The organism is Streptomyces sp. NPDC060232 (assembly GCF_042726555.1).
Taxonomy (GTDB): domain Bacteria; phylum Actinomycetota; class Actinomycetes; order Streptomycetales; family Streptomycetaceae; genus Streptomyces.
Map to the genome: position 1 here is coordinate 97,535 of NZ_JBHXAG010000022.1, position 20,973 is coordinate 118,507.

Annotated in this window: 23 protein-coding genes and 1 pseudogene; 11 read left to right on the forward strand and 13 right to left on the reverse strand. The window is 73.9% G+C overall.

The window, feature by feature from the left end; genetic code table 11:
• Positions 1-73: 73 nt before the first annotated feature.
• Positions 74-955, reverse strand: coding sequence for a C40 family peptidase (locus ACFWFZ_RS27510; RefSeq protein WP_387125660.1), 882 nt, complete (start codon positions 953-955; stop codon positions 74-76).
• Between the two features lie 414 nt (positions 956-1,369).
• Between ACFWFZ_RS27510 and ACFWFZ_RS27515 the strand changes: the two genes are divergently transcribed.
• Positions 1,370-2,164 (forward strand): rhomboid-like protein, encoded by a 795-nt coding sequence (locus ACFWFZ_RS27515; RefSeq protein ID WP_387125661.1) that lies wholly within the window; start codon positions 1,370-1,372, stop codon positions 2,162-2,164.
• A 306-nt stretch (positions 2,165-2,470) separates the two neighbouring features.
• On the opposite strand, the gene ACFWFZ_RS27520 is transcribed toward ACFWFZ_RS27515, so the two are convergent.
• Positions 2,471-2,977, reverse strand: a complete 507-nt coding sequence (locus tag ACFWFZ_RS27520; protein ID WP_387125662.1) for a hypothetical protein — start codon at positions 2,975-2,977, stop codon at positions 2,471-2,473.
• 380 nt (positions 2,978-3,357) lie between these two features.
• Positions 3,358-3,582 carry a hypothetical protein gene (locus tag ACFWFZ_RS27525; protein ID WP_387125663.1) on the reverse strand — a complete coding sequence of 75 codons (225 nt, stop codon included), beginning with the start codon at positions 3,580-3,582 and terminating at the stop codon, positions 3,358-3,360.
• An 845-nt stretch (positions 3,583-4,427) separates the two neighbouring features.
• On the opposite strand from ACFWFZ_RS27525, the gene ACFWFZ_RS27530 reads away from it, so the two are divergent.
• From ACFWFZ_RS27530 to ACFWFZ_RS27545, 4 genes and pseudogenes are all read left to right on the forward strand, one after another.
• Positions 4,428-5,102, forward strand: coding sequence for a deoxynucleoside kinase (locus ACFWFZ_RS27530; RefSeq protein WP_387125664.1), 675 nt, complete (start codon positions 4,428-4,430; stop codon positions 5,100-5,102).
• Between the two features lie 340 nt (positions 5,103-5,442).
• Positions 5,443-5,655 (forward strand): annotated as a pseudogene (locus ACFWFZ_RS27535) (DUF998 domain-containing protein); the annotation flags it as partial.
• A gap of 190 nt (positions 5,656-5,845) precedes the next feature.
• Positions 5,846-6,112, forward strand: a complete 267-nt coding sequence (locus ACFWFZ_RS27540; protein ID WP_387125665.1) for a hypothetical protein — start codon at positions 5,846-5,848, stop codon at positions 6,110-6,112.
• Between the two features lie 209 nt (positions 6,113-6,321).
• A complete protein-coding gene (locus ACFWFZ_RS27545) occupies positions 6,322-7,464 on the forward strand; it encodes an acyltransferase family protein (protein ID WP_387125666.1) in 1,143 nt (380 codons plus the stop codon).
• Between the two features lie 363 nt (positions 7,465-7,827).
• Here the strand turns inward: ACFWFZ_RS27545 and ACFWFZ_RS27550 are convergent, their stop codons facing one another.
• The 3 genes from ACFWFZ_RS27550 to ACFWFZ_RS27560 all read right to left on the reverse strand — a co-directional run bounded on the left by ACFWFZ_RS27550 (position 7,828) and on the right by ACFWFZ_RS27560 (position 9,333).
• Positions 7,828-8,274, reverse strand: coding sequence for a DUF2267 domain-containing protein (locus tag ACFWFZ_RS27550; RefSeq protein WP_387125667.1), 447 nt, complete (start codon positions 8,272-8,274; stop codon positions 7,828-7,830).
• Positions 8,275-8,389: 115 nt separating this feature from the next.
• Entirely contained in the window at positions 8,390-8,785 is a 396-nt protein-coding gene (locus ACFWFZ_RS27555) for a DUF2267 domain-containing protein (RefSeq protein WP_387125668.1), read from the reverse strand.
• A gap of 113 nt (positions 8,786-8,898) precedes the next feature.
• Positions 8,899-9,333 carry an Hsp20/alpha crystallin family protein gene (locus ACFWFZ_RS27560; RefSeq protein WP_387125669.1) on the reverse strand — a complete coding sequence of 145 codons (435 nt, stop codon included), beginning with the start codon at positions 9,331-9,333 and terminating at the stop codon, positions 8,899-8,901.
• 160 nt (positions 9,334-9,493) lie between these two features.
• On the opposite strand from ACFWFZ_RS27560, the gene ACFWFZ_RS27565 reads away from it, so the two are divergent.
• Both ACFWFZ_RS27565 and ACFWFZ_RS27570 read left to right on the forward strand, forming a co-directional pair.
• Positions 9,494-10,156, forward strand: a complete 663-nt coding sequence (locus ACFWFZ_RS27565; protein ID WP_387125670.1) for an HSP18 transcriptional regulator — start codon at positions 9,494-9,496, stop codon at positions 10,154-10,156.
• Positions 10,157-10,209: 53 nt separating this feature from the next.
• A complete protein-coding gene (locus tag ACFWFZ_RS27570) occupies positions 10,210-10,614 on the forward strand; it encodes an STAS domain-containing protein (RefSeq protein WP_387125671.1) in 405 nt (134 codons plus the stop codon).
• Between the two features lie 232 nt (positions 10,615-10,846).
• Here the strand turns inward: ACFWFZ_RS27570 and ACFWFZ_RS27575 are convergent, their stop codons facing one another.
• The gene (locus ACFWFZ_RS27575) at positions 10,847-11,647 is read right to left on the reverse strand and encodes a helix-turn-helix domain-containing protein (RefSeq protein ID WP_387125672.1); all 801 of its coding nucleotides are present in this window, start codon (positions 11,645-11,647) and stop codon (positions 10,847-10,849) included.
• Positions 11,648-11,874: 227 nt separating this feature from the next.
• On the opposite strand from ACFWFZ_RS27575, the gene ACFWFZ_RS27580 reads away from it, so the two are divergent.
• Positions 11,875-12,546 (forward strand): DUF4097 family beta strand repeat-containing protein, encoded by a 672-nt coding sequence (locus tag ACFWFZ_RS27580; protein WP_387125673.1) that lies wholly within the window; start codon positions 11,875-11,877, stop codon positions 12,544-12,546.
• Positions 12,547-12,889: 343 nt separating this feature from the next.
• Here ACFWFZ_RS27580 and ACFWFZ_RS27585 read toward each other — a convergent pair whose 3' ends face one another.
• Positions 12,890-13,333 carry a transglycosylase SLT domain-containing protein gene (locus tag ACFWFZ_RS27585; protein ID WP_387125674.1) on the reverse strand — a complete coding sequence of 148 codons (444 nt, stop codon included), beginning with the start codon at positions 13,331-13,333 and terminating at the stop codon, positions 12,890-12,892.
• 434 nt (positions 13,334-13,767) lie between these two features.
• Entirely contained in the window at positions 13,768-14,040 is a 273-nt protein-coding gene (locus tag ACFWFZ_RS27590) for a DUF3253 domain-containing protein (protein ID WP_387125675.1), read from the reverse strand.
• 431 nt (positions 14,041-14,471) lie between these two features.
• Here ACFWFZ_RS27590 and ACFWFZ_RS27595 point away from each other — a divergent pair, with 431 nt between their 5' ends.
• Entirely contained in the window at positions 14,472-15,092 is a 621-nt protein-coding gene (locus ACFWFZ_RS27595) for a hypothetical protein (RefSeq protein WP_387125676.1), read from the forward strand.
• Between the two features lie 276 nt (positions 15,093-15,368).
• Positions 15,369-15,977 carry a hypothetical protein gene (locus ACFWFZ_RS27600; protein WP_387125677.1) on the forward strand — a complete coding sequence of 203 codons (609 nt, stop codon included), beginning with the start codon at positions 15,369-15,371 and terminating at the stop codon, positions 15,975-15,977.
• Between the two features lie 30 nt (positions 15,978-16,007).
• Here the strand turns inward: ACFWFZ_RS27600 and ACFWFZ_RS27605 are convergent, their stop codons facing one another.
• Positions 16,008-16,832: a MerR family transcriptional regulator gene (locus ACFWFZ_RS27605; RefSeq protein WP_387125678.1), complete on the reverse strand. Its 825-nt coding sequence runs from the start codon at positions 16,830-16,832 to the stop codon at positions 16,008-16,010.
• Between the two features lie 578 nt (positions 16,833-17,410).
• Here ACFWFZ_RS27605 and ACFWFZ_RS27610 point away from each other — a divergent pair.
• Positions 17,411-17,797 (forward strand): NUDIX domain-containing protein, encoded by a 387-nt coding sequence (locus ACFWFZ_RS27610; protein ID WP_387125679.1) that lies wholly within the window; start codon positions 17,411-17,413, stop codon positions 17,795-17,797.
• A gap of 225 nt (positions 17,798-18,022) precedes the next feature.
• On the opposite strand, the gene ACFWFZ_RS27615 is transcribed toward ACFWFZ_RS27610, so the two are convergent.
• From ACFWFZ_RS27615 to ACFWFZ_RS27625, 3 genes are all read right to left on the reverse strand, one after another.
• Positions 18,023-18,571: a hypothetical protein gene (locus ACFWFZ_RS27615; protein WP_387125680.1), complete on the reverse strand. Its 549-nt coding sequence runs from the start codon at positions 18,569-18,571 to the stop codon at positions 18,023-18,025.
• Positions 18,572-18,837: 266 nt separating this feature from the next.
• Positions 18,838-19,626: a YqjF family protein gene (locus ACFWFZ_RS27620; protein WP_387125681.1), complete on the reverse strand. Its 789-nt coding sequence runs from the start codon at positions 19,624-19,626 to the stop codon at positions 18,838-18,840.
• Positions 19,627-20,107: 481 nt separating this feature from the next.
• Positions 20,108-20,260 (reverse strand): hypothetical protein, encoded by a 153-nt coding sequence (locus ACFWFZ_RS27625; RefSeq protein WP_387125682.1) that lies wholly within the window; start codon positions 20,258-20,260, stop codon positions 20,108-20,110.
• Positions 20,261-20,973: the final 713 nt, after the last annotated feature.

The following is a 20,973-nucleotide window of genomic DNA, read 5'->3' on the forward strand; positions in this document are numbered from 1 at the left end:
CCTCGGAAGGCTCCCTGTCCCGGGGGCGGGAGCCGGGGTGGCGGGTGTGCGGACGGATGGTGTTCAGGGGTGTTCAGGGGCAGGTGCGTACGCCGTCCAGCCAGGCCGCGCCCTTGATGTAGATGTTGGTGATCCAGGCCCCGTACTCGGGCAGGTAGGACCAGGCGTCGTTGGTGTAGCCCTCGGCGGTCACCGGTTCGGCGTGCTTCTGGCACTCGATGCGCACCGTGGTCGGGCCGGGGAACTTGTGTACCCGCGGGCTGGTGGTGGACGGCTCCTTGTGGGTCCACACGTCCGTGCCCCAGGTGCTGAACGTGCCGGGTGCGGCCGCCGGCGGGGCGATGCGGACCGCTCCCGCGTAGTCGCCGCCCAGGCGTACGTCGCTGACGGTGATCCGGGTGCCCGATTCGCGGGCCTCGACCATCTTTCCCGCGCCGAGGTAGATCGCGATGTGGTGGATGGAGCCCCCGGAACCCCAGGCCAGGAGGTCGCCCGGGAGCAGCGGGCCGGTCGCCTGGGCGGCGGTGAAGCGCTGTTGCACCTGCGGCGAGTGGAACTGGTGGTAGGCGTTGCCGGTCAGCGGGTCGCCGCCGGCCGCGCGGGCATAGGCGTAGCGGACCAGTCCCGAGCAGTCGAAGCCGAGCCGCTCGGGGTCGTGTGCGCTGTCGGGGTCGCTCGGGTCGACCTGGCCGTAGGTCGGCCCGGGCTGTGGTCCGTGGCCGCCGCCCCAGGTGTACCAGACGCCGATCTGTTCGCACGCGGCTGCCACGGCCTTCTCGGCCACCGCGGAGGCTCCGGGGGCGAGGACGGCGCAGGTGCCTGCCGCGTTCGCCGCGTTCGCCGTCTTCGGGGCCGGGGCGGTGGGGGCCGCGGTGGCGCTGTGGGCGCCTCCCCACGTGGTCAGGAGGGTGAGCGCGGTCACCGCTGCCGCCAGTGCCGTTCTCCGCATCGTCATCGTCTGGTCCCCCGTTTCCGCCGCGCGGTCTCCCGCGGGTCGTCGTGCGCGTCGTCCTCGTCGTGCCCGTCGTGCCGGTCGTGCCGGTCGTGCCGGTCGTGCCGGTCGTGGTGTCCGCGTCGCAGGGGGCACGGACCGGCTGTCTGTGGGGCGCTTCGAGACTGTTCCCCGGCACCCTCGCGTGTCGAGGAGGCGCGGGTCGCCCACTGCGACGGGCAACGGGAAACTCCTGGGAAACCCCGCTCCCACCAGGCTTTTTGAGCATCCGTCAACAGGGGTCCGGGGGCGGGGGCCGCCCGGGCGGGGCCGCTGGAACCCGGGCGCGGCAAACCGCATCACCTTCAAGGGGTGGCGGCGGCGGTTGCCGTCACCTGCCGGGCCCCGCCTTCGACTCGACCTGGAGAGTGCCCCGATATGAACCCTCCGTCGCCGTCGGGTCCCCCGGGCAGAGCGCTCCGCGCCCTGTGGGGGTACCCGCGCCGTGCGCCGCTGACCTTCGCCTATGTCTGCCTGCTGCTGGCCACCCATGCCTGGGTCGGCTACGGGCTGTCCGCGGACCGGTCGGCCGGGGTGTTGGGCTACGTCAGCACCAATCCGGACAACCTGCAGGATCATCCGCTGTCCGCGCTGGTGGGCAGTGTGCTGTTCTTCGACGGCACGCTCACGGATGTCGCCTCGACGGGGTTCGTGGGCACGTTGATCACTTTGGGTCTGGGGGTGGGCTGCTTCCTGGCCTGGGCGGAGCACCGGTGGGGAGCGCCGCGCGCGATGGCGGTGTTCCTCGGGGGGCATGTCGCGGCCACCCTGCTCACCGCGGTCGTCATCGCCGTCGCGCTGCGGCAGGGCTGGTATCCGCCGGCTGTGCGGCAGGGCTTGGACTTCGGGGTCAGTTACGGTGCGCAGGCGGTGCTGGCGGTCGGCACGCTCGCCCTGCCGCGGTGGGGGCGGCTGCCGTGGGCCGTCTTCGTTCTCGGGTGGCCTCTGGGGGGTGCCGAGTGGATGGCCGGGCCGTTGCCGGACTTCACCACGGTCGGCCATCTCGTGGCGGCGGGCCTGGGCTTCGGGCTGTCGGCCGTCCCGGCTTTCAGGCGGCAGCGGGTCCGTGCCGGGGGCGGGTCGTCCCCGGCTGCGGGCGGCGTCGAGCCGCACCGGGGCCGTGCCCCGCAGTCGGCGTCACCGGCAGCCGGTCAGAGGCCTCCGCCGGTGTGAGCGCCGGCGAACGAGGCATCCGTGTGGCATTCGTGTGGCATCCGCGTCAGGTCTCACCGTTCGCCCGGGGTCCCGCAGGGCGGCGGGCGGCGGTCCGGTCGGGGCGTGGGCACGGAGGACGTGCCGAAGGGCCGCCATCCCTGCAGATGGCGGCCCCTTTCAGCCGGCGGTTCGGTCGGCGCCCGTCGGCGGGTACGGATGTGCACTCCGCGCCGTGCCGCCGCCGGGTCCTGCCCCGCCTCACCGGCTGCCGTGGTCATGGGTGCACGGCCGGCCGGGAGCGGCGGGCCGTGCGGTGCGGCAGCGTCAGACGACGGGGGTGTCGGACAGGGGTGCGAAGCCCGCGCCGCATGCGGCCGGAAGGTTCGCCGGGGTGAAGGGGGTTCCGGAGGAGGTGCTGCAGACGGCCTGGCGGATCACTCCGTTGCTGGCCAGGAGGGTGATGTAGAGGTGTCCGGGGTCTTCTTCGGTGACCGACACGGCAGTGCCCGACACGCACCGGGGCGCTCCGGCCAGGAGCCCGAGGTTGATCCACACGCCGGGGTTGCGGCTGTCGTTGAGGAAGGCGTGGCCCTTCCGGTCGGTCGCGGCGCGGAAGACGGTTTCGAACAGGCCGCCGGCTCCGGAGTAGTCGACGACGGTGGAACTCACGTCCCGCTTCACCGAGCATTCCTTCGACGTGTCGGCCTGGGCCTGGGTGTCCTTGGGGGTGGGGTCGTCGTTCGCGAGTGCGGACGGGGCCACGAGCGCCCCGGCGAGCAGGGCACCCGCGACCGCAGCGGTACCCCGGGCAGCCCAAGCAAGCTTCCTCATGTGTTTCCTTCCGTGGGTGCGGGCCGGCCGCGTCGACGGGGCAGCGCCCGGGTCGACTTCTCGCACCGCGGGCCGCGTGGGTCATCCCGCCTGTGCTCAGCCGGCTCGCCGAGTGGTGAGGCCGTCGCGCGTCCGTGGCGGCCTCCTTTTCGGGATCGAACATTCCGCGCCCGACCCCCGCACACACGCACGGCTACCATTCGTCACTCTAAGGAATGGGCTTCAGGTCTGGTCCGTGTGGGGGCCGCGCCCGGCGCCATACGGCCGGCCTGCGCGCGGGGGTACGCCCGCCGGTGTGGCGCGAGGCGTACGGCCGCCTCCCGCCGGTTCCCGTGCCCCGGCTCCCTCTGTCGGGCCGCGCCGGGCCGCGGGCGGCGGCGTCAGATGTCGGCGGTCCACACCTCGGGGCCGCCCCCCTCCCAGCGGATCGGGCCGTCCTCGGACAGGTCCACGTCCTCCAGGCCGGCCCGGCGCAGGAACTCCGACACGTCCCCGGGCGTGAACGCCCGGCCGAGGTCGGCGTCGACGCCGAGCGCGTGCACGGTGACCTTGCGCCCGCCCTGCGGGGACACGGGATGGATCACGATCTCCGTCTGGTCCGCCATACCTCCACGGTGCGGGCACCCGACGCGTACGGCATCCGGTGCCCTCCCTCGCCTCGCCGGGGGGCTGCGTACGGCACGGCGGGGAAAGGACTCCGTCCGCGCCGTCCGCTCTCCGTCCGACCGCGCGGGAGAGCGCGGTCCGGGTGACGGCTGTTCAGAATGACGGGAGTACAGGGGGTTTGGGGGCCGGTACTGCGGACAGACGCGTGGATACCGGAAGCGGACACCCTGCGGATGGGGCGCTTTCGGAGCGGGTCCCGCCGCATGGCGCCTTCCCTCCCCGTCATGCGGCAGGCCCGCCCGTACGACGGGCTGCCGCCCGGGTCCGCCCGGCACCCGGACACCCTGTCCCCCGGCCTCCTCCCCGGTCGGGGCCGGGGGACGTCCGGCGAACCCCCGGCGCCGGCGCTCAGACCGCCGCCCCCGGGCAGCGGGCCCGACGGCAGAGCCGGCAGGCCGCGCCGTGGGCGGGGCGCAGGCCTGCCGTGTGGGCGGTCGCGGCCCCGGGGCGTCTGATCCCCGCAGGCAGGGGTGCGGGTCAGGGGCGGGGCGTGGGCGTCGGCGGCACGGGCCGGCACGGGCACATCGTCATCTAAGATTCAGGCTGGCCGCGGGGCCGCGGCTCGTCGCTGGCGTGGCGGCCGCGGAAGGGCCAGGCCGGCCGGTCGATGAGAGCGGCCCGTGTCAGGGGCTTTTCGTTCCGGTCCGGTCCGGTCCGGGCGGGGACCGTCTGACGCTGATCATGAAGCTCCCGGGGAATCGCGTGCCGTCGGCGTGCGTCTCAGTGGTGTGAGATGCCCAGCCCGCACGCCCACGCGCATAAGACCGCCAGGGAGAAGTGAGGTATGGCAGTGATCTGCGTCGGAGGCATGATCGGCATCGGGAAGACGAGCGTGGCCGAGCTGCTCGCCAAGGAGCTGGGCAGCGAGGTCTTCTACGAGAGCGTGGACGACAATCCGATCCTGCCGCTCTTCTACACGGCGAGCCCCGAGGAGATCCAGGCCAGGCGCTACCCCTTCCTGCTCCAGCTCTACTTCCTGCAGACGCGGTTCGCCGCGATCAAGGAGGCCTACAAGCAGGGCGACAACGTCCTGGACCGGTCCATCTACGAGGACTGGTACTTCGCCAAGGTCAACCACGACCTGGGCCGGATCAGCCCCCTTGAGATGCAGGTCTACGAGGGGCTGCTCGGGGAGATGATGCGCGAGATCGACGGCCTGCCGTACCGCAAGGCCCCCGACCTCATGGTCTACCTCAAGGCGGACTTCGAGACGGTGCTGCACCGGATCGGCCTGCGGGGCCGTGATTTCGAACAGGACGAGAGCCTCGTGGAGTACTACCGGACGCTGTGGTCCGGCTACGACGACTGGGTGCACAAGCACTACTCGGCCAGCGAGGTCCTCATCGTCGACATGAACCGCACCGATGTGGTGAACAACCCCGACGACGCGGCCCGCGTGGCGCAGGACGTCAAGAACGCCCTGGCCGCGGTCAGGCGGGAGGCGGCGGCCGGCGTCTGAACGGCGGCCTGCAGCCAGTCGAAGACCCGTGAGATCCGCCGTTCGGTACGCACCTTCGGGTCTCCGTGCGGCGGGGTGGCGCGTATGCGGGATCTCCTCCGGGCCGTGGCGGCCGGGGGCCGCTTGACCTCTTTCGGCGCCGTGGCCGGTGGCCTTGGCGGGCCGAACGGCGGGGCCTTCCCCGGCGTGCGGGGTCGAGGCGCGCGGCCGCGCCGCAGGCCCGGCGGTGCGAGGTGCGGGCCTCTCCGGCCTTGTGGGGCAGGTCACTTGGGCGGGGCGATGATTTCGGCGGTCGGCGGCGGTCACAGGTGTGTCGAGTTGTGAACGAGGAAGGCCTGCCATGACCGTGCCCCGGACGCTCAACGCCCGCCCCCGCGCCGCCCGCACGGCTGTCGGCGCCGTCCCACGTCCGGCGGTAGGCGCCGCGACGGGGTGCGTCGTCGCCGCGGGGCCGCTGTTCCTCGTGGCGGGCATCGCGCAGGGGGCGGTGCGTGAGGGCTTCGACTTCACCCGGAACGCGATCAGCCAGCTCGCGCTCGGTTCGGCGGGCTGGGTCCAGACGGTGAACTTCCTCGTCACCGGTGCCCTGTTGGCCGTCGGAGCGGCGGGTGCTGGGGGCGGGGTGCGGGGGGAGTGTGGGGTCCGGTCCTGGTCGGGGCCTTCGGTGGGTCGTTCTGGGTCGCCGCCGCTTTCCCGGCCGATGCCGGGGCGGGGTTTCCCGCGGGTGCCCCCGAGCGGCGGTGATGAGCGCGCACGGCGCCGTCCACGTGGCCGCCGGCGTGGTCGGCTACCTCGCCCTGTGCGCCGCGTTCCCGGTTCTGGCCCGGTCCCTTGCGGCCCGGGGCCTTCGCGGCTGGGCGGTCTGCTCCCGTCTGGCGCCTGTGGTCGTCCTGTCGGGGTTCGCGGCTTCGGCCGCCTCCGTCCTGGCTTTCACCGCCGGCACGGGCCTGGGGCTGGTGTGGCTGGCCGCCCTGGCGCTGCGCCTGGGCTCCGCTGCGGCGGTCCGCTGAAGGCCGAGCCCGTGGAACGGACGCACTGGTTCTGCGTAGACACCGTCTCGACCCCGTGCTGCTGCCGGGGGCCGGGCGCCGGGGCGGGGGCGCGGCGTCGTTAAGATCGCTGGGTTCTGCCGTCAGAAACGTACCGGTGTCGCGACACCGCAGGATCAACCAGAGGTGTCATGTCCGACAGGTTTGCCCTTGCCGGGGACCGTGTCCCGGTGACTGCCGAAGCACCGCCGGAAGCCCCCGACCGGGCGCGGCCGTGGAAGGTGTTTCGCAGGGCCGGCGGGGCCGGGTCCGGCCGTGCGCCGCGTATCGCGGTGCTGGACGGGCTGCGGCTGCTCGCCGCGCTGTCGGTGGTCCTGTTCCACTACCTGGCCGGCTACGGGACGATCCCCTGGCAGCGGACCGCGGGCGAGCTCTTTCCTGCGCTGCACCGGATAGCCCAGTTCGGCTGGCTGGGCGTGGCCTTCTTCTTCATGATCAGCGGATTCGTCATCTGCATGTCCGGCTGGGGCAAGTCGCTCCAGCATTTCTGGCAGGGGCGGATCCTGCGGCTTTTTCCGCTCTACTGGGCGGCGGTCGTACTCTCCTCGGCAGCGGCCAGGCTGGGTCCGCACGTTCCGGGTGAGCCGAGGGTCACCATCGGCCAGATGCTCACCAACCTCACGATGCTGAACGAGCCCTTGGGCGTGCACCACGTGGACAACGTCTACTGGACGCTCTGGGTCGAGCTCCGCTTCTACCTGCTGTTCTCGCTGGTCGTACTGCTGGGAAGCAGCTATCGCCGGGTCGCGACGTTCTGCTGGGTCTGGGCGCTGGGCTCGGTCATGGCACCGGCATCAGGCATTCCGCTGCTGGACCAGCTCCTGATGCCGCGCTGGGCGCCGTTCTTCATCGCCGGCATCGCCTTCTACCTCGTGCGCCGGTCCGGTCGGCTCGAAGGTGAGGTTGTGGGAATCCTGGCGCTGTCATGGCTGCTGATGCAGCACCGCCTTCCGGAGATCATGGCGGGCGAGGGGCACGGGATCAACTGGAAGGTCTGCCTGACCGCGATCACGGTGATGTACGTGGTGATGGGACTGATCGCGCTCGGGAAGCTGGACTGGATCCAGTGGGGCTGGCTGCCGGTCGCAGGCGTGATCTCCTACCCGCTCTATCTCGTGCACCAGTCGCTGGGCGTGCGGGTGATCTGGCGGTGGAACGAGCAGTGGGGCGCCTGGCCGACCCTGCTCGGCGTGATCGCGGGAGTGGTGGTGATCGCCTGGCTCATGCACCGCCTGGTCGAGCGGCCGCTCACCCCGCTGCTGCGCCGCGCGATGGCCCCGCGGGCCGAGCGGTCGCAGAAGCTCGCCGCATAACGGAACGAGCCCGACCTCTCAGCAGGTTGTGGCTGCGCGTAGTGCTATAGAGCCCGTCCCGGGAACCGGTCCCGGGACGGGCTCTATGGCGTTCTGTTACGGGGCCATGACACTCCACGCTTGCAGTGCTTCGGGCTTCGGCCCGGTGGTGAAGTGATTCTCGGAAGTGCTGTGACCTGCAGGTCACAGCGGACGGTTCTGCTGCTCGATGTACTGAGGGACGAGCGACAGCGGAGCTCCGCCGGCCGATCCGGGGAAGTACGAGCCGGACCAGAGGCGGGCCCCGCCCGCCCGCCCCGTCGGCGTCCGTGGGCCCGCGGCGCGGTCCGGGGCGAGCCGCGGCGGGGTCGGGCGCGGGCGGGGTCAGGCTGCGGCAGGCTCGGGCCGGCGCAGTTGCGCCTGCCCGAAGAGGAGGGCGTAGCCGTCGGGGAGCCGGTTCAGGATCCGGGCGAGGAGGTCGGGGCCGGCGAGGCGGGCGACGACGGCGAGGACGGCTCCGGTGTCCCAGCGGGCGATGGCGGGGGTGGTGCCGGTGCGGGCGGCCAGGTCCTTGACGAAGCCCCAGCCGGTGAGCTGTTCGATGTCGGGGATCTGGGCGGTCAGTGCGAGGGCGGCCTCGACGGGCAGGGCCTGGGCGAGGTCGACGCGTTCGTCTCCGGTGACCTGCCGGCCGAGGGCGGCCAGGACGGCGCGGACGGCTTCCTCGGCGCGTTCGGCGGTGGGGTAGGCGCCTTCGTAGCGCACGCGCTCCAGCATCCGGTCGAACGTCATGGCGGGTGGCGCCTGGTTCGGGCGAGGCTGGTCGTACATGGTGCTGCGGTTGCCTTTCTCTTTCGAAGGTCCGGCTTCGGGACGGCTGGCACGGCAGGGGCGGCGGGAGCGGCGGGAGTGCGGGTTGGCGGGAACGCGGGGAGGGCGGGGGTGGTCAGGTGGGCTGCGGGTGGCCGAAGAGGACGTCGTAGCCGACGGGGAGCTGGAGCAGGACCTCGCGGGTGAGGGTGTCGCCGGCCGCGGCGGCGACGGTGGAGAGGACCGCGCCGATGTCCCACAGGGCTGTCTTCTCGGTGGCGCCTTCGATCCAGGCTGCGGTCGCGCGGACGAAGCGTTCCGGGGAGAGCGGTTCGGCGGCCTGCAGCGGGTTCAGCAGGATCAGGGCGTAGGTCTCGGGGAGCCTGGCGGCCAGCTCGGCTCGCACGGTGCCCACCAGGTGGGCGCCCAGCAGGGCCAGGACGACGCGGGCCGCCCGTTCGGCTTCGGCCCGGGTCCGGTACTCGCCGCGTTCGCGGACGTGGTCCAAGAACGCATCCGGGCGCATCGGCATTCACATCACCTCCGGGGGCAGGGCCAGGGCTGGGGTGAGGTGCGAGAGGAGCGCGGAGGACGGGGGGCCGGAGGGGATCGGTCTCCCCGTCCTGCGTCGCTGGTGCGGGGTGTTCAGCCGGAGATCTGCTTGCGGCCGGACTCGCCGCCGATGGCGATCTTCCGCGGCTTGGCGCGCTCGGCGATCGGGATCCGCAGGGTCAGGACACCCGCGTCGTAGTCGGCTTCGATGCGCTCGGTGTCGAGGGTGTCGGCCAGCATGATCTGGCGGGAGAAGACGCCCAGGGGCCGCTCGGAGAGCTCCATCTGCACGGTGTCGCCCTTGGCGGCCGGACGGCGCTCCGCCTTGACGGTCAGCATGTTCCGCTCGACGTCGATGTCGATCGCCTCGGTGCTCACCCCGGGCAGGTCGAAGGCGATCACGTACACGTCGCCCTCGCGGTAGGCGTCCATCGGCATGACGGACGGCTTCGACCAGGTCCCGGACGTACCCGACAGCTGCTGGACGATCCGGTCCATCTCGCGGAACGGGTCGGTGCGCATCAACATCGCGAAACACCTCCAGTTGGTTCAGGCAGGAACTGCCAATGCGCTTCAACGTGCTTCCGTTGTAACATGTCATCGAATCGATGACAAGTAGAATGTCACCTGATGGATGACATGTGCGGTGATGCGTGTCGTGTCGGGCGACGAGCCTTCGGAGGGCGCCGTGAACGAGACTTCTCCCCCCGTGCCACCGGTCCGTGCCCCGGCAGCCGCCGCGGCACTGCAGGCCATCCACCAGGCCGTCGAGGACGCGCACCGCTCCTCCGACGGCGCGGGGGCGGGCACGGCGGCGGGCGCCCGCGGCCCGGAGCAGGCCCTGGCCGCGCTGCGCAGGCTCCGCGAGGTCCGTGAGCGGCTCACCGGATGGGAGAGCGTCCTGATCGAAACGGCCCGCGGTCAGGGCGCCAGTTGGGCGGAGCTCGCCGGGCCCCTCGGGGTCGCCAGCCGCCAGGCCGCCGAACGCCGCTACCTGCGGCTGCGTCCCGGCGCCGCCGGGAGCACCGGCGAACAGCGGGTGCAGGCCACCCGTGACGCGCGGGCCGCCGACCGCACCGTCACCGCCTGGGCCCGCGACAACGCAGCCGACCTGCGCCGCCTCGCAGGCCAGGTCACCTCGCTCACCGGCCTCCCCCCGGGCGCCGAGGGAGCCGTCGGCGAGCTCAACCTGGCCCTCGGCGGCGACGACGCCGCCCGCCTGGTCGGGCCGCTGGCCGGCACCCGGCCCCATCTGGGACCCGGCGACGCCGAACTCGCCGACCGCATCGACGCCATGACCCGCCACGCCGACCGGCTCCGCCGGAACAGCAACGACCAGCGCAGCTCCTGAGCCCCGTGTGCGAACGACCATCGCCCACGGGCCGCGATCCGAGGAGGGACCCCATGGCCGAACACCCCGACCGGGAGGCCGGCGCAGAACCCGTCGTCGAGATCGTCGGCCGCGTGGTCGCGGTCCGGCCCGCAGGTGAGATCGACATCGTCACCGCGCCGTTCCTGAGCCGCGCCCTGTCCCGGGCCCTCGCCCACGTCGACGCCGCACAGGCCGACCGCATCGTCACCGACTGCAGCCGCGTCACCTTCTGCGACTCCTCAGGACTCAACGCGCTCCTCGCCGCGCGGCTGCGGGCGGTCGAGGCCGGCACCGCGATCCATCTGGCGGATCCGGCGCCGCAGCTCCAGCGCCTGCTGCAGATGACCGGCGCGGCGCCCCTCTTCCCGCGGGAGGACGGGCCGCCCGGCCCGGCCGGCTCGCGTGCGGCCGGCCCGCACCCGCCGCCTCCGCGCTGACGCACACGCGCCCGCCGGGAGGACCACCGGGCCGGGCGGCGGGCGGCGCCCGGCGGAAGCAGGCCCTCTCCGCACGGAAGGGCCGCCCCGGGCAGGGGCGGCCCTTCCTGGACGGCGGTACGTCACACGCCGGCCCGGGAGGAGATCCCCGCGCCGTCCCTGAGTGCGCGCATCACGCCGGCCGGCTCCCTCGGTTCGGGAGAGGCGTCGGCCCTGATGGGGCTGGTCCGGCTCACGGCGAGGGGGCCTCGGTTTCGGGGCCGGTTTCGGCGTCGGGGTCGGGGGCGGGGGCGGGGGCGGTTTCGGGGCCGGTTTCGGCGTCGGGGTCGGGGGTGTGGAGGATCGCCCGGGCCTGTTCCGCGGCGCGGACAATGCTTTCGGAGACGAAGTCGGCGAAGCGGGCGATGTTCTCCAGGCGGGTGGCGGCCGGTGTGCGGGGGCCGAGGACGCCGACGCCCTCACGGGCGATCTCGACGAGGTGGGCGGTGGCGCGGGCGCTGGCCATCATCGACTGGTACCAGACGTCATTGTCGACGACGTAGCGCTCGCGGCGGCGTCCGTCGCGCTCCCGGCGGACCAGGCCCTGGCTGTCGAGGAACGCGACCGCCTTGGAGATGGACGCCGGGCTGACCTGCAGGTGCCGGGCGAGTTCGGACGCGGTGAGGCTGCCGCTGTCGGTGAGGGTCAGGCAGGCCATGACCCGGGCCGTCATCTTGGGCATGCCCGAGGCCATGAGGACGGTGGTGAGGGTCTCCTCGTACGCGTGCACGGCCTCGGCGTCGCGTCCGTGGGGCTGCGCGGACGCTTCCGGCCCGCGGGGGGCGGGCTGCCTGCGGCGCCGGGCGCGGTGTTCGGTGGCGCGGTGGGCCAGGTCGGCGCGGTAGGCGGTGGGGCCGCCGTTGCGCAGCACCTCGCGCGTGACGGTCGAGGTGGGGCGGTCCAGGCGTCGGGCGATCTCCGCGTAGGCGAGGCCGTCGGTCAGACCCAGTGCGATCTGCTGGCGTTCGGGCTGGGTGAGCCTGCCTCCGGGCATCGCGTGCTCCTTCGTTCCTCTTCGACGTTGCACCCCACCTTAGCGTTCACCCCCATTTCATTGCAACGCATGACCGCCCAACGTTGCGTTAAACGGGAGAATCGTTGCAACGAAACTTCGCATTTGACCTTGCGTTATTGAAGCTGGACGCAATGAATACGTTGAAGTGATCTGGAATGCAACGTAGCGTTCGAGTCATCAGAAACAATGAGTTCGAGGAGAGCGCGATGCAGCAGTTCGACACCCCCGCCGCGATCACCGCAGTCCTGGACATCCCCGCGGGACACGTCCGGCTCATCGCCGCCGACCGCGCCGACACCGTGGTCGAGGTCCTCCCCGCGGACCCCTCCAAGGACCGTGACGTGAAGGCCGCGGAGCGGGCCACGGTCGCGTACGGCGACGGCGTCCTGCGGATCGGGGCGGCACCGGCGAAGAACCGGGTCCTGGGCGGCTCCGGCTCCGTGGAGGTGACCGTCCAGCTGCCCGCCGGCTCCCGCGTCGAGGCGAAGACGGCGGCTGCCGAGTTCCGCGGCGTCGGGCGGCTCGGGGAGGTCGCCTTCGAGGGCGCGCAGGGATCGGTCAAGCTCGACGAGACCGCGGACGCCCGCCTCACCCTCCTCGCCGGCGACATCTCGGTCGGCCGCCTGGGCGGCTCCGCGCAGATCAGCACCCAGAAGGGCGGCCTGCGCATCGCCGAGGCCGTGCGCGGCACGGTCGTCCTGCGCACCGAGGCCGGCGACATCTGGGTCGGCGCGGCCCGCGGGGTCAGCGCCTGCCTGGACGCCGGCACCTCCTACGGCCGGATCCACAACGCGCTGGACAGCACCGGGGGCGCCGCCGACCGGCTCGAGATCCGTGCGACCACCGCCCACGGCGACATCACCGCCCGCAGCCTCTGACGGGCGGGCCCTTCCCCTGGCCCCAGCCTTTCGAAGGCCGTCGAGGAGATCGCCGCCTCCGGTTTCACCGGGGTGCGGCGGCGCGTGCACGGCGGGCGCGGCGAGCGGGTCGGCGCCGCCGGGGTGGCCGGGCTGGGCAGCAGCGCCGGGCCGACGGCCGACGGGCCGGCTCGGACCGGAGGACCCGGTGGCCGGCCACCCGCCCCCGTTCGGGCCGGACCGGCGGATCACGGTACGGATGCTGCCGCAGCACACCGGCGGCACGACCGCACACGCCAGACACCCCGGCCGGGATCTCCCGGCCGGGGTGTCTTGGCGTGTGCGGCGACTGCCCGTCGGCGGCTTAGTACCAGTGGTTGGCCTGCCAGAACTTCCAGGCGCCGACGGGGCTGCCGTAGCGCTCGTTCATGTAGTCCAGGCCCCACTTGATCTGGGTGGCCGGGTTGGTCTTCCAGTCGGCACCCGCGGAGGCCATCTTCGAGGCCGGCAGGGCCTGGACCAGGCCGTACGCGCCGGAGGAGGCGTTCGTGGCGGTGTGGTTCCAGCCGCTCTCGCGGGAAACGATGTTGTTGAAGGCCGCGAACTGCGCCGGGTCCTTGATCATCTGCTGGGCGATCGCCTTGGCGCTCGTCGGGGCCGCCTGGGCGGGAACCGCGGCGAGCATGGAACCGGCGACGCCCAGGGCGAGGACGGAACCCACGAGGGTCTTCTTGGAGGCGGCGATGCGGCGGATGACGGCGTTGGACACGGATGAACCTTCCGAAGGGGACAAGGGCGGTCGCGGCATGCCTGGGGCATGCGTGAGCCACTCACGCGGTGGAGAGGGGTTCGTCGGCGGCGGGTGAGGACCCGTGCCGCCCGGCGACTCATCCAGTTCTACCGACGCCCCCACGCCCTGGCAACGACCGCCATTACTAGGGCGCTTCGCAGTCGGGGACCGCCGGCCCGGGGGTGGGCGAAGCGGGATCCGCGCAGGTGGGAGCCGCATGCGAGGGGCCGGTCCGAGGCCTTTGCGGTCTACTATCGCGGTTCGTGTGTGACGTGAGTCCTATGGGGCGGCTCACCTCCGGGACCCCCGGATCTCACCGAACGTGACCGCGCGTACCCTTCGGGAGACCGGACCGAATGCCCGAATTGCACCGAAATCCAAGGAGATGGGCCGGTTGGGGTTCGTCTTCCCCGGCCGCCACCCCGGAAGCCGGGCGGGGCCCGGGGCCCGGGTCAGCGGGTGCGGCGGATACGGATCGGGCCGCGGGCCTTCGCCGGATCGACGCAGCGGCCGCCCTGGGTGATCTCGACCTTCCCGGCGGCGGCCAGCCGCCGGGCCGCGCGGCGGGCCGGCTCCATGAGCGCGCGCCAGCCGTCGCCGTCCCCCTCGTACACGGCCCGCGCGGCGTCGGAAGGGCAGATCGTCGCGGTCGGGGCCCTGCGCTGGAGGAGTTCGAGGATGGCTCGCTCCAGTCGCCGGTCCGTCTGCCGGCCGGTGCCCGTCACGGCGCCAGTCTCGCACCGCCCACCACCCACCGCCCCGCTCCCTTGGGCCGGGGCGCCGCGGGGTCCGGCCGGTGCGCCACGAGCACGCGGGGCTGCCGCACGTAGGGCACACCACGATGCGGCTGGGGCCGGGGCCGGGTGCGCGGCCGGTGCCGTACGTGCCGCTGGACGGGCAGACGCTGGAGCGGCTGGAGCGGCTGGAGGAGCCGGGGCCGGGGCGCGGGGGCGGGGGGCGGGGGGTGCCGTGGAGGGGTGAGGCCCCGCCCGGGGCGGCTTGCCCGGAGGGCAGGGATCCTCTTGAGGGTGTTTGCCTTTTTCGGTCAACTGGGTTGGGTTTTCTGGTCGTTTACCGGTGGATGGTCCGGTTTCCGCGGCGGGGGCGGCGCAGGCTGGGGGCACGTGACCGGGACGCGCGGGGGGGGAAGCAGGCCATGGCAGTACGTACGAGGGTGCGCGGGGGCTGTGTCGTGGCGGGGGCGGCGGTGCTGGCTGTCGCGGTGGGGTCGGGTCCGGCCGCGGGCGCCGACCCGTGGCGGCCGCGGCCGGGGAGCCTGTACATCTCCGACCTGCCCAGGACCGAGTCGTGGCGGGCCGCGCCGATCGCGCGGGGGTGGGGTGACTCGTACGACGAGTGCCTGGAGCGGTGGCCGGAGGGGCGGCCCGAGGTGAACGTGTGGCACCGGGACTTCACCACTGCGGAGACCGCCTTCGCCCAGCAGAAGGTGGTGGTCTTCGCCAGCGAGGCGGAGGCGGTCGCGTTCGCGGAGGTGACCCGGCGCAACTACGCCGGGTGCGCGAACCGGCCGCAGCCGCCCGGGGTGACCGCGACCGGCTTCGACCACGGGGTGGTGGACGTGGAGGAGGGTGCCACCCTCCAGGGCATGCACACCTTCGACGCCGGCGCCCATGACCGCCCCGACTTCAACTACCTGTGGGGTGTGGGCCGCGACGGGGACACCGTCACCCTGGTCCTGTGGTCGAGCTACTGGGGCGAGCCGCCCGTGGCCGCCTGGAGGAACACCCTGCGGACCGCGGTGGACAAGCTGTACTGAGGGCCGGGTGGGGGCGTGTTCGCGGCGGGGCGGGCGGGACCTGGACGCGGAGTCGATGTCCGCCTACGGTGCGCGGGCCGGTTTCTGGCGGATCCGCCGCACGCCGGCGGCGCACGGTGGGCGCGTGACAGCGCGCGCCTCCCCCGTCCGGGCTCCCCTCCCGGCCCCATCCGGGCCCCGTCCGCCCGCCCCCGGCATGGCGGACGGGGCCCCCGGCGGCGCGCGGCGGATGCTGGGGGCCGACTCCGAGACCTGTCGACCCTGCAGGAGGGGCCCATGACCGACCCCAGCCCCCGCGAAGAGCGCAGGCCCGCGGCCGCGGGGGCGGGCGACGACACCGCCGGCCAGGCCGGGGTCATCGGCATCGGGCTCGCCGCCGTCCTGGCGTTCGCGCTCGCGCAGGGCTCCTGGCAGTGGTTCGCCACCTATATCGGGGTGACGCTCTTCGCGGTGGTCTTCGCCTTCCAGGTCCGGCCGGCGTGGAGGCCCGGCGTCCGGTCGGCGTACATGCGCGCGCTGGTCGCGTACGCGCTGGTCGTCGGCCTGTGCGTGGCGATTGCTGTGGCCCCCATGCTGCAGCGCTGGGAGTGGCTGTTTCCCGTGCCGGGCGCCCGCAGCGGCTGCGAGGAGATCGGCCGGTACGAGGCCCTGCGCACCAGGGCCGCGCCGGCGTACGTGCGGGAGAGCAGGCGGGACCAGGCCGTCGCCGACTGCCTGGCGTCGACGACGACCCTGTGGCTGCCCCTGTACGGGGCCGGGGCGGCCGTCCTGGTGGGCGCGGGCGCGTGGTACCGCGACCGGAACCGGGCCGGGCGGCGCACCGGGGCCGGCTCCGGGCCGCAGGGGCCTGCGGCCACGGGAGCGGGACCGGCCGGGGCGGTGTAGCCGCACGCCCCGGCCTCCCGCGCCGGGTGGTCAGTCGGCCAGGGGGACCGCGACGTCGCAGGCCGGGTCGGCCGGGCCGATCTCGGACCAGTCGGTGAAGTAGACCTCGCGGGGGGCCGCGGCGGTCGTGCGGGACGCGCGCTGCGCCCAGGCGTAGACCGCGTCGTAGGCGGAGAGGATCTGCGGGTAGGCCACCTGTGCCTTGGTCAGGCGGGTGTAGGCCTGCGTGTGGGCCGGTTCGGTGCGGCAGGCCGCCGGGAGCCGGCCGGCGTGGGCGGGGTCCACCGGGACGCAGAGCTCCACGGGGCCGTCGCCGTCCTCGGTGACATCCCCGTGGTAGACGACGAACGGGTGGCCGAGGACGCCGCCGTGCGCCTGTGCCACCGGGAGCAGCCGGCCCAGGGCGGCGGGGATCCAGTGGGGCAGTTCCTCCGGGGTGATGTGCCGCTGTTCGGTGAGGACCAGTTGCTCCGGCACCTCGCGCAGGCGAATCTCGTACATGTCCAAAATCCCTTCGTCTCCGAGCAGGTGGATGCGGAGGTGCGCCGCCAGCTCGCGGCGGGCCGCGTGACGGCGCTCGACGTCGTCCCAGTACGCGGCCACCAGCCGGGCCGCCTCCGGCGCCGGGGCGGCCAGGACCTGGCCGATGTCGGCCAGCGGCATGTCCAGGCCGCGCAGCCGCACGATGAGCCGGGCGGCGGCGAGCCGGTCCTGCCGGTAGTAGCGGTAGCCGGTGGCGGGATCGACGTGGTCGGGCGGCAGCAGGCCGTGGCGGTCGTACAGGCGCAGGGCCTTGTGCGACAGCCGTGCCCGGCGGGCGAACGCGCCGATGCTGAGCAGTGCTTCTTCCTCCATGACCGCTACCCTCCCCTCTCCCCCAGGGTCAAGGTCAACCGGCCGGGCTCAGCGCTCGCCGGCCTGCGGGTGCAGGGGGCGCGGCAGCGGGAGGGGCTCGCCGGGCGGGGTGGGGAGGAAGTCGCGGGCGGGGGTGCGGACTTCGTCCCCGGCGGGGTCGGCGGCCAGGGCGCCGGCCCGGTCGGCGGGCGGGCGGTGGGCGGCGGCGTCGAGCTCGCCGACGCGGTGGCCGATGGCCGTGAGGGTGCGCGGGTGTCCGGGGCCGAAGGTCTCGCGTTCGGTGAGTTCTTGGGGGGTGCGGCAGGCGAACTCGGCCCCCTCGGCGGCGGTTTGTGCCGTCAGGCGGCGCCCGCCCCGCCCGCCCCGCCCGGCCCGCTGATCGGGGGCGGGTGGTGGTGGCCGGAACGTGCTGCGGGGAACGCCGCGGGGAGGTCGGGGCGGGTACGCGGGGCCTGCGGGCGGACCTGCGGGGCCCGGCCGGGACGGGGCTGCCTGGGCGGGGCTGCCGGGGTAGGGCTGCCAGGGCGGGGCGGGATACGGGCGGGCGCAGCAGGCGGGTGAGGGCGTGTTCGAAGGGCATGACGTCCACTCCCGCGGCGCAGGCGGTCCCGTTCTCCCGCATCAGGGTCCGTACCGCGGCCCTGGTGTTCTGCGGTGACGGGGTCGCCCTCGTCCGCCGCGACCGCGCCGGCTCCATCCACTACGGCCCGCCCGGCGGGTACGGGGAGGACGGCGAGGACCTCACCTGCGCCCTGCGCCGGGAGCTCGCCGAGGAACTCGGCCTGGACGTCGGCCTCGCCGAGGGCGGCGACCTGCTGTGGGTGATCGACCAGCGCGCCACCCGCCCCGGCCCCACGCCGCCCCCGCGGGGGCGGCGTCTGATCCGCCGCCTGCACATCGCGTCCGAGCCTTCGCGACACCCTCGCCACGGAGGATCGGGCCGAACAGCCCGACGGACGCCATGAGTCGGCGGGATCGAGTGGATCGACTACCGCGAGAGCGCCGGGCTGCCGCCCTTCCCGCCCATCGGTACCGCTCTCGCCGCGCTGCCCGGCCCCCGCGCGGTCACGGCCGGCGCCGCCCTGGCGACCGCCACCGACGCCGACTGCACCTGGGGGTGAGGCCCGGCGCAGCCAGGCGGGCGGCGGCCCGGCGCCGTCCCCTCCGCGGGGTCAGGAGGTGCGGCGGGGTCAGGAGGCGCGGCGGGGGCGGGCGGTGCGGTGCGGACGGCGCCGGGCGGCCGGGGCCTCCGGGGCGGCCTGCGGTGAGGAGAACCCGCCCGCGACGGGCAGCGGGGCCGCCGCCGGCGCGGTGGCCGGCGCAGGGACCGCGGACGGGGCCTGGCGGCCCTGGGACTGGGGCTGGGGCTGGGACCGGCCGAGGATGGCGGTGTGCGGGATGAGCGGTGCGCAGGACTGGCAGATCTCGGCGAGTGTCCAGACCTGTCCCACGGCCGGGTTGTGGACCAGGACCAGGAGGGTGGAGCCGGTGCAGTGGGTGCGGGTCTCGTGGAGCGCGCACTGCGCGGCCCGGCAGGCGCACGAGGTGTCGGGGCGGACGGTGGCCAGCCGTGCGTGGGCCCTGACGTGCTCGGCGGCGAACCGCTTCAGGGCCGCGGTGTCCTTCGAACGGGGCGGCATACGGCAGGCTTCGGTGCTGCAGGAGACGGAGGCGCTGTGATCGGCGTGGCCGGTGAGCCGGACCGTCCAGGTCCGGCCGGGCACGCGTGATCCGGGCATGAGGGTCAAGTCGGGGTCCGATCGTCGTGTTTCAGGTGGGTCGGTCGCGGTCGGTCGCGGTCGTCGCACCGACGCGACGCGAGGCTGATCGCGGCGGGGTGGACCCCGCGGGCTGTCGTCCCGGGACGGCGTCTCGCGGTTGCGGCGGCGCCGGGCCACGGAGAAACGGACATCGCGCGGCCTCGGACGTGGGGACTTTGTCGCACGCGCCCGCAGGCTGTGTCAATGCCCCGCGCCTGGTCAAACGGGCGGACGGCCGGGTCGGGTCAGCTGGTGGGGCGGGTGAACCGTACCGGGACTCCCGGGGAGTACAGCACGCTGGCCGGGGGGCCGGCGGGCGCGGGCAGGCCGGCGGCAACCATCAGGTCCTCGTCGCAGCGCAGGAGTTCGGCGCGGTGCAGCGGCCAGCGCGGGTGGCTGTTGGGCAGGTACAGCAGCCGCCCGGAGAAGTCGCTGTGCAGGCCCCAGCGGGCGGTCAGGAAATGTTCGAGGGCGGTCGGCTCCTCGACCGGTGCGCCGGTCCGTACGGTGAGGGTGCTGTGCGCGCCGCGCGGTCCGGGCCAGCGCCGGCGGCTGGTGTAGGTGAGGGTGGGGCCGTCGCGGCGGACGGACATCCGCGACCACTGGTACGGGAGGCGGAAGACGGTCCGGGCGGCGAGGACCGGGATCAGGCGGGAGGCGTCGAGGGAACGGAAGACCACGCCGCGGCGGCCGCGGTCGTCGACCGAGTAGAGGCGGACGTTGGTCTCGGGGAAGGAGCCCAGGTAGGGGATGCCGGGGAGGCGGAGCCATCCGACGCGGTGCATGCGGAACGCCACGAGGCCGACGTAGGTGATGCCGTCCAGGGTGTCCGGGGTGGTGCCGGCCGGCAGCAGCGGGGCGACGTCGGCGGGGTCGGCGGGCCAGTGCAGGAAGGTCAGGTCGAGCCAGGACTGCGTGAGCAGGGGCCGGTCCACCCCGGGGTGGTGCGGCGCATCGGCCGTTATCGGCCCGGCGGGCACGGGCTCGGCGGGCGCGGGCACGGGCTCGGGCTCGGCGGGCGGCGTGTGCTGCATCGGGTCAGTATCCCGCAGGGTCCCCCGCGCCGGCCCCGCCGCGGGCGGGCGGGCGCGGTAGGCCGGCGGCGGGCCGCGGCGTACGGCCGGCGGCGTGGCCGAACTCGACGCGGCGCGCGCTGCGAACCGGACCTGGCCCGGGGCCCTGAACCAGCGCTGCGGACAGGCGGATGGTCCGGGGCGACCGGTGCAGGGTTCCCCCGGGCCGGGCACCCCGGGGGGTGCCTCCCTGTCTTTCGTCGAGGTCTTTCGTCGAGGCATCCCTGTCGGGTTTGGGGTGGTCCGGGGTTGCTGGGGTTACGCGGCGAGCTCGACGTCCTTCGGTGTCGGGGATTCGTACAAGGCGCCGTCGCGGAGCATGCAGACGTGGGTGTGCATCGTCGCCTCCGGGTGCTCGCGCCGGAGTGTTCCGGCGGCCTCCGACTCCCGGGGCGTACTGGTCGGCGCGAAGCGCGGGGTGCTGGCGTAGAGGTTGCGGCCCTTACCCGTGCCGGCGCTCCAGCGGGGCCTTGGAGTCGTCGTAGCCCGACTGGGCGGTCTCCGGCAGGGCGTCGGGCACCTTGCGGGCCATCACCACCCTGCCCGCCGCCATCCGCATGTTCCGCGCCGCGGCCGCCTCGAACAGTGCGTCCACCGGTTCCGGATACACCGCGCAGAACACCAGGGCGTCTTCGTCGCGTTGCGCAGCAGCTCTTCGCGGAACGACGACGTGGCCTGCCGCGCGTATCCGGCCTCGGAGAACCGCTGCTCCTCGACGAAGGTGTAGTGGTTCAGCCAGTCGATCAGCTGCGAGCCGACGGCCACGATGATCCCTGTCTGCAGGTAGTGGATGTGCGTGGCGATGAATCCGGCCTCCGCGGTCACGGCGAGGGACTGCGGGCGGGGCAGGCCCGGCGGTGGCGTCGTTCCTCCCGCCCCGCACTGCGCGGAGCACCCGGACGGAGCGGGGGGCGGGAGTGGCTGGGGGCTGGGCGGGGTGCGGTCCCCGTCGCAGCCATGAGGGCCAGGACCGCACCCCGCACCCGGCACCTACCCGGCGCCGCCCGGCCGACACCCGCCGCCCGGGCGGGGCGGAGCCGGGCGCGGTGAGCCCGGTCCGAGCCTGTGGCGGGCCCTGGTACGGACATGCGGCAGCACCTCGCGGAGGTTGTCTCTGCGAGGTGCTGCACTCGACCCTTGGTCGCTGGTCACTGGGTCGCTGGTCAGCCCTGGGTGCCGCCCTGGGTGTTACCCGCGCCACCACCCTGAGTACCGCCCTGGGTGTTACCCGCGCCACCACCCTGAGTACCGCCCTGGGTGTTACCCGCGCCACCACCCTGAGTACCGCCCTGGGTGTTACCCGCGCCG

What these genes read in the sequence shown, in the direction of transcription:
- ACFWFZ_RS27620 (WP_387125681.1), bottom strand. Translation starts at nt 19,626, where the DNA reads ATGCAGCACACGCCGCCCGCCGAGCCCGAGCCCGTGCCCGCGCCCGCC.
- ACFWFZ_RS27600 (WP_387125677.1), top strand. Translation starts at nt 15,369, where the DNA reads ATGACCGACCCCAGCCCCCGCGAAGAGCGCAGGCCCGCGGCCGCGGGG.
- ACFWFZ_RS27540 (WP_387125665.1), top strand. Translation starts at nt 5,846, where the DNA reads ATGAGCGCGCACGGCGCCGTCCACGTGGCCGCCGGCGTGGTCGGCTAC.
- ACFWFZ_RS27575 (WP_387125672.1), bottom strand. Translation starts at nt 11,647, where the DNA reads ATGCCCGGAGGCAGGCTCACCCAGCCCGAACGCCAGCAGATCGCACTG.
- ACFWFZ_RS27570 (WP_387125671.1), top strand. Translation starts at nt 10,210, where the DNA reads ATGGCCGAACACCCCGACCGGGAGGCCGGCGCAGAACCCGTCGTCGAG.
- ACFWFZ_RS27555 (WP_387125668.1), bottom strand. Translation starts at nt 8,785, where the DNA reads ATGCCGATGCGCCCGGATGCGTTCTTGGACCACGTCCGCGAACGCGGC.
- ACFWFZ_RS27605 (WP_387125678.1), bottom strand. Translation starts at nt 16,832, where the DNA reads ATGGAGGAAGAAGCACTGCTCAGCATCGGCGCGTTCGCCCGCCGGGCA.
- ACFWFZ_RS27550 (WP_387125667.1), bottom strand. Translation starts at nt 8,274, where the DNA reads ATGTACGACCAGCCTCGCCCGAACCAGGCGCCACCCGCCATGACGTTC.
- ACFWFZ_RS27515 (WP_387125661.1), top strand. Translation starts at nt 1,370, where the DNA reads ATGAACCCTCCGTCGCCGTCGGGTCCCCCGGGCAGAGCGCTCCGCGCC.
- ACFWFZ_RS27610 (WP_387125679.1), top strand. Translation starts at nt 17,411, where the DNA reads ATGACGTCCACTCCCGCGGCGCAGGCGGTCCCGTTCTCCCGCATCAGG.
- ACFWFZ_RS27580 (WP_387125673.1), top strand. Translation starts at nt 11,875, where the DNA reads ATGCAGCAGTTCGACACCCCCGCCGCGATCACCGCAGTCCTGGACATC.
- ACFWFZ_RS27525 (WP_387125663.1), bottom strand. Translation starts at nt 3,582, where the DNA reads ATGGCGGACCAGACGGAGATCGTGATCCATCCCGTGTCCCCGCAGGGC.
- ACFWFZ_RS27530 (WP_387125664.1), top strand. Translation starts at nt 4,428, where the DNA reads ATGGCAGTGATCTGCGTCGGAGGCATGATCGGCATCGGGAAGACGAGC.
- ACFWFZ_RS27560 (WP_387125669.1), bottom strand. Translation starts at nt 9,333, where the DNA reads ATGTTGATGCGCACCGACCCGTTCCGCGAGATGGACCGGATCGTCCAG.
- ACFWFZ_RS27585 (WP_387125674.1), bottom strand. Translation starts at nt 13,333, where the DNA reads ATGCCGCGACCGCCCTTGTCCCCTTCGGAAGGTTCATCCGTGTCCAAC.
- ACFWFZ_RS27510 (WP_387125660.1), bottom strand. Translation starts at nt 955, where the DNA reads ATGACGATGCGGAGAACGGCACTGGCGGCAGCGGTGACCGCGCTCACC.
- ACFWFZ_RS27520 (WP_387125662.1), bottom strand. Translation starts at nt 2,977, where the DNA reads ATGAGGAAGCTTGCTTGGGCTGCCCGGGGTACCGCTGCGGTCGCGGGT.
- ACFWFZ_RS27595 (WP_387125676.1), top strand. Translation starts at nt 14,472, where the DNA reads ATGGCAGTACGTACGAGGGTGCGCGGGGGCTGTGTCGTGGCGGGGGCG.
- ACFWFZ_RS27615 (WP_387125680.1), bottom strand. Translation starts at nt 18,571, where the DNA reads ATGCCCGGATCACGCGTGCCCGGCCGGACCTGGACGGTCCGGCTCACC.